General features: G+C 44.7%; 6 protein-coding genes. All 6 read left to right on the top strand.

Annotation, left to right across the window (positions count from 1 at the left end; all coding sequences use genetic code 11):
• The first annotated feature begins 263 nt into the window (after positions 1-263).
• Complete coding sequence (locus F6K38_RS36020; protein WP_008178163.1) at positions 264-1,130, top strand: Pvc16 family protein; 867 nt, start codon at positions 264-266, stop codon at positions 1,128-1,130.
• Positions 1,131-1,268: 138 nt separating this feature from the next.
• Positions 1,269-2,528 (top strand): phage tail sheath family protein, encoded by a 1,260-nt coding sequence (locus F6K38_RS36015; protein ID WP_008178161.1) that lies wholly within the window; start codon positions 1,269-1,271, stop codon positions 2,526-2,528.
• Positions 2,529-2,596: 68 nt separating this feature from the next.
• A complete protein-coding gene (locus F6K38_RS36010; RefSeq protein WP_008178159.1) occupies positions 2,597-3,031 on the top strand; it encodes a phage tail protein in 435 nt (144 codons plus the stop codon).
• Positions 3,032-3,084: 53 nt separating this feature from the next.
• Positions 3,085-3,450, top strand: a complete 366-nt coding sequence (locus F6K38_RS36005) for a hypothetical protein (protein ID WP_008178157.1) — start codon at positions 3,085-3,087, stop codon at positions 3,448-3,450.
• Positions 3,435-3,602: a DUF6760 family protein gene (locus tag F6K38_RS43725; protein ID WP_353736756.1), complete on the top strand. Its 168-nt coding sequence runs from the start codon at positions 3,435-3,437 to the stop codon at positions 3,600-3,602. Before F6K38_RS36005 ends, F6K38_RS43725 begins: the two co-directional genes overlap by 16 nt.
• A 146-nt stretch (positions 3,603-3,748) precedes the next feature.
• A partial coding sequence (locus F6K38_RS36000; protein ID WP_287359837.1) for a hypothetical protein occupies positions 3,749-4,258 on the top strand: 510 nt, incomplete at its 3' end.

The following is a 4,258-nucleotide window of genomic DNA, read 5'->3' as shown; positions in this document are numbered from 1 at the left end:
TATTTGCCCATCTACCCATCTAGCCATCTCCCTATCTGCAGAGGAATAGCGTTAATTTATCAATTTTGGATTTCACAAACAAGTCACAAAATTTTGCTAGTCCAAATCGATTAGTTCAAATGAGTTAGTCAAACTTGACTAGCTAGAAAACGTGACTTGTACAGAATCTCTGAAAAATTAATAATAATTACGTTGACAAACACGCCCTAGGCTTTCAGAGTCTGGTACGTGGCTGCTCAGTAAATCCAACCCGGTCAGTTAGGATGATTAGCGATCTGAGTCAAGTGTTGAGAAGAATTTTGGAACAGACCAGCCTATCGTCGAGGTTTCCAGAATTAGCGGAGGCTCAAATTTCCTTTGAGCGTCCCTCAGAAACGTTTAGTCCTGGACAGACGACGGTGAATTTATTTCTGTACGATATTCGGGAACACCTGGAATTACGTAATAATGAACCAACGATCGAGAGGCGCGATGGAAAGGCAATTATTCATAATCCTCCAAAGCGCATAGCCTGTTCTTATTTAGTCACAGCTTGGCCCATTGGTGGCGAAGAATTACCCCTGCAAGAACACCGATTACTCAGCCAAGTGCTGCAAGTATTCTCAGCTTATCCAACTATTCCAGAAATACCTTTTTTAGAAAATACCCGACTTGCTGGGCAAGAACCAGCCTTACCAATGGTAACTGCTCAAGTAGATGGCGTACAAAGCACTGCTGAGTTTTGGACTGCATTGGGGAATCAATTACGTCCTTCCATCACAGTTAAAGTAACCATTGCGATCAAGGAACTATTTGAGCCAGACCCAACCCCCATTGTCATTACTCAAGATTGGCAATTAGGTCAGCGGATTTCACCATCCTCACCACAACTTGTGCCAAGCACCGCACAACGATTTTTCCGGATTGGTGGGCGAGTTACGGATGCTGACAATAAACCTGTTGTAGGCGCAACGGTTATTTTGGTTGAGCGTAATCTGAGCGCAGCCACTGATAGAGATGGAAACTACACCATCGGGGCAATTCCTGCTGGTGCTTATACCTTACGGGTGCAGTTAGAAGATCTAGTACAGGAGGTTAATATCACTATCCCAGTAGAATCCGCAGCAAGTAATTACAACGTACAACTATAGGGATCGGTGTAGGAATTGTGAGAATTTTTGATGCCATATTCCCTACTCCCTACTCCCTACTCCCTACTCCCTACTCCCTGTTCCCTATTCCCTTTCCTATACAACAGTAAATTCTGTTTAATCAAGGAGTTAAAGATTATGCCACAGTATCTTTCGCCAGGCGTATATGTTGAAGAAGTTCCACCCTCATCTCGACCTATTGCTGGAGTCGCTACCAGTGTAGCCGGATTTATCGGTATCGTACCCCAAAGTATCCAACTCCCTGCCGAGCGTGTCGAAACTACTAGTGATGACACGACTACTGTTACCCTCAAAGTGGAAGAAAAAACTCTTCCGGAAGCCGGAACCCCTAATTTGGTAACTAATTGGAGTCAGTTCGTCACTACCTTTGCTGACTTACTTGGGGACAAGACTCTTGAGGATCTCACAGAGGTAGATGAAGCTAGTTTTGATGCCAATCAACTCAACGCCTGGAGTCGTTTTGCTCAAGCAGTTTACGGTTTCTTCAATAACGGTGGCACCAGGTGCTATGTGATCCGGATTAGTGCTAATACCGAGTTAGCTGCTGCTCTCAATAGTTTTGCTGCTATTGACGAAATCACCATGGTGGCTATTCCTGGCATTACCAGCCAAGCAGAACAACAAGCTGTCATAGACCACTGTGAAAACCTCCAAGACAGGTTTGCCATTCTTGATGGGCAACAAAATCCTACCACTTTTGACCGAGACAGCATTAAAGGTAGTACCAGAGATAGTAACTACGCGGCTCTTTACTTCCCCTGGATTACAGTTTTTGACCCTGCCCAACAAATTCTAGACCCATCAAGCACTGGCAGTATAATCCTGCCTCCCAGTGGACACATGGCTGGGGTTTACGCACGAGTCGATGGAGAAAGGGGTGTGTTTAAAGCGCCAGCTAATGAAGTGATTCGAGGCGCTCTAGATTTGGAATACAACCTCACTAAAGCAGAGCAAGACGGTTTAAATCCTCTAGGAATTAATATCATTCGCTCTTTTAAAGGCAATATCAAAGTTTGGGGAGCGCGCACCCTGGGAGGGGATGACAACGGAGAATATAAGTACATTAGCACCCGTCGTTATTTTAATTTCCTGCGAGAGTCCATTGATGAGGGTACTCAATTTGCGGTGTTTGAGCCTAATAACCTCGCACTTTGGCAGCGTATTAAGCGTACAGTCGGTGACTTTCTGTTGAATCAGTGGCGGGATGGAGCCTTGTTTGGAGCAACTCCGGAGCAAGCTTTCTTTGTTAAGTGTGACGCGGAAACCAATCCCAAAGAAGTACGGGAAGCAGGACAAGTTGTTGCTCTAATTGGTGTCGCTATTGTTAAACCAGCGGAGTTTGTCATCTTCCGCATTCAACAGATGGCTGGAGAATAGATAAGAATAGATATTTCTTGAATTACCCATTACCTGACTTATTACCAAACAACAAGGAGATGTGAGTTATGCCCAGAGTAGATCCGTATAAAAACTATCGCTTTCTGGTAGAACTAGATGGAATTGTTCAAGCAGGATTTTCTGAGTGTAGTGGTTTTGGTTCAGAAGTAGAAGTTGTCGAATACCGTGAAGGGGGAGATGATGCCACAGTACGTAAGTTGCGGGGCAAAGCTAGTTACCCTGATATTGCCCTCAAGTATGGTATTACTGACTCCAAGGAACTTTACGATTGGCATTTACAAGCAGTGAATGGGACAATTGAGCGCAAAAATGGCTCGATTATCCTGCTCAATGATGATGGGGAAGAAAAAGTGCGCTGGGATTTCTTTAATGCTTGGGCGAGTAAGTATGAAGCACCCAGCTTAGATGCTAAGGGTAGCGATGTTGGGATTGATTCCCTAACAATCACCTGTGAACGTTTGCAGAGAGTTAATGTCAGTTAACAGTAATCAGTTAACAGTCATCAGTTAGCAATCAGCCATAACCAAGAACCAAAATGCTACAGACGGAATACGAATTTATCTTACCAGCAGGGTATATAGATAAAGAAGGGAATTTGCATCAGGAAGGAGTCATGCGGATGGCGACAGCGGCGGATGAAATTCTGCCCCTCAAAGATCCTCGTGTGCAAAACAACCCAGCCTATCTGATTGTCCTGTTGCTCTCCCGTGTTGTCACTCGTCTTGGTTCGGTGGAGGTAGTTAATCCTAAGATTATCGAAAGTTTATTTGCCTCTGATTTAGCGTATTTGCAGGATCTGTACAATCGGATCAATGGCAATGGAATGCGATCGCTTCAAATTAGCTGCCCCCACTGTGAGCAAAATTTTGCTGTCGAACTCGATTTATCGGGGGAATCCTAGGCTACCCCCTTACCCAAATCCATGAGGAGGTAGCCTATCTGGCCTATCACTTCCACTGGCATTATGAATCAATCATGACCATGGAACACCGGGAACGCCGAAAATGGGTTACTGAAGTCGCCAAAATCAATCAGCGTTTGAATAGTTCGTAAAGGGAACAGGGAACAGGGAACAGGGAACAGAGATACTTTGAGTAGCTTTACAAAAGTTAACACAGTTTCGTTTATTTATGTCCAGGTACTTAGTTCAGTAGTGGGTAATTGGGGATTTTTTCCCTTTCTAAATAAGTCTAAATAAGATGGATAATTCAGCTTCACCAGCCAATAATTTCCAGGAATCGGGAAGTCCAGAAAATTCCCCTTTACTAAGTCGTCTGCAACGGCGACAAGAAAAGTCTGGTGGCGTAATTAATACCCGCCAACTGCACCGCCATTACCAATCTACCCAAGCAACTACGGCTAGGCTGACCCAACGATTAACCCTACCAGAACAAATTAACTCCCGTTATGGTGCGAGTGGTTTACAACCCAAGTTAAATCTGGAGCGTTTTAGTCGCCCTAGAGTAGAATCGGCTGATGTCAGTAATACCTATCTGGAGCCGATTAATGTTGCCCCTTCTAATGTTGCCCCTTCAGGGAGGGGAGAAGGGGTGCAAAGGTCAATGGCAACTAGGACTAATTCTCGCCAGTTTCCCGACAACCTAGGGCATCAGGGGAGATCCCAACCACCATCTGGATCTGTCCCATCAACTAGTCCCAAAGTCCCGATTATCAGCCAAATTAAATCTTCTACTGTATCCAGGTCTAGT

It is taken from the genome of Moorena sp. SIO3B2 (assembly GCF_010692525.1).
In the GTDB taxonomy this organism is placed as follows: domain Bacteria; phylum Cyanobacteriota; class Cyanobacteriia; order Cyanobacteriales; family Coleofasciculaceae; genus Moorena; species Moorena producens.
The sequence above is the reverse complement of the archived record's forward strand: the minus strand, read 5'-3'. Positions and strand labels throughout refer to the sequence as shown.

Bases quoted from the DNA above. Each gene is read 5' to 3' on its own strand.
- F6K38_RS36005 (WP_008178157.1), top strand. From the start codon at position 3,085: ATGCTACAGACGGAATACGAATTTATCTTACCAGCAGGGTATATAGAT.
- F6K38_RS36015 (WP_008178161.1), top strand. From the start codon at position 1,269: ATGCCACAGTATCTTTCGCCAGGCGTATATGTTGAAGAAGTTCCACCC.
- F6K38_RS36010 (WP_008178159.1), top strand. From the start codon at position 2,597: ATGCCCAGAGTAGATCCGTATAAAAACTATCGCTTTCTGGTAGAACTA.
- F6K38_RS36020 (WP_008178163.1), top strand. From the start codon at position 264: ATGATTAGCGATCTGAGTCAAGTGTTGAGAAGAATTTTGGAACAGACC.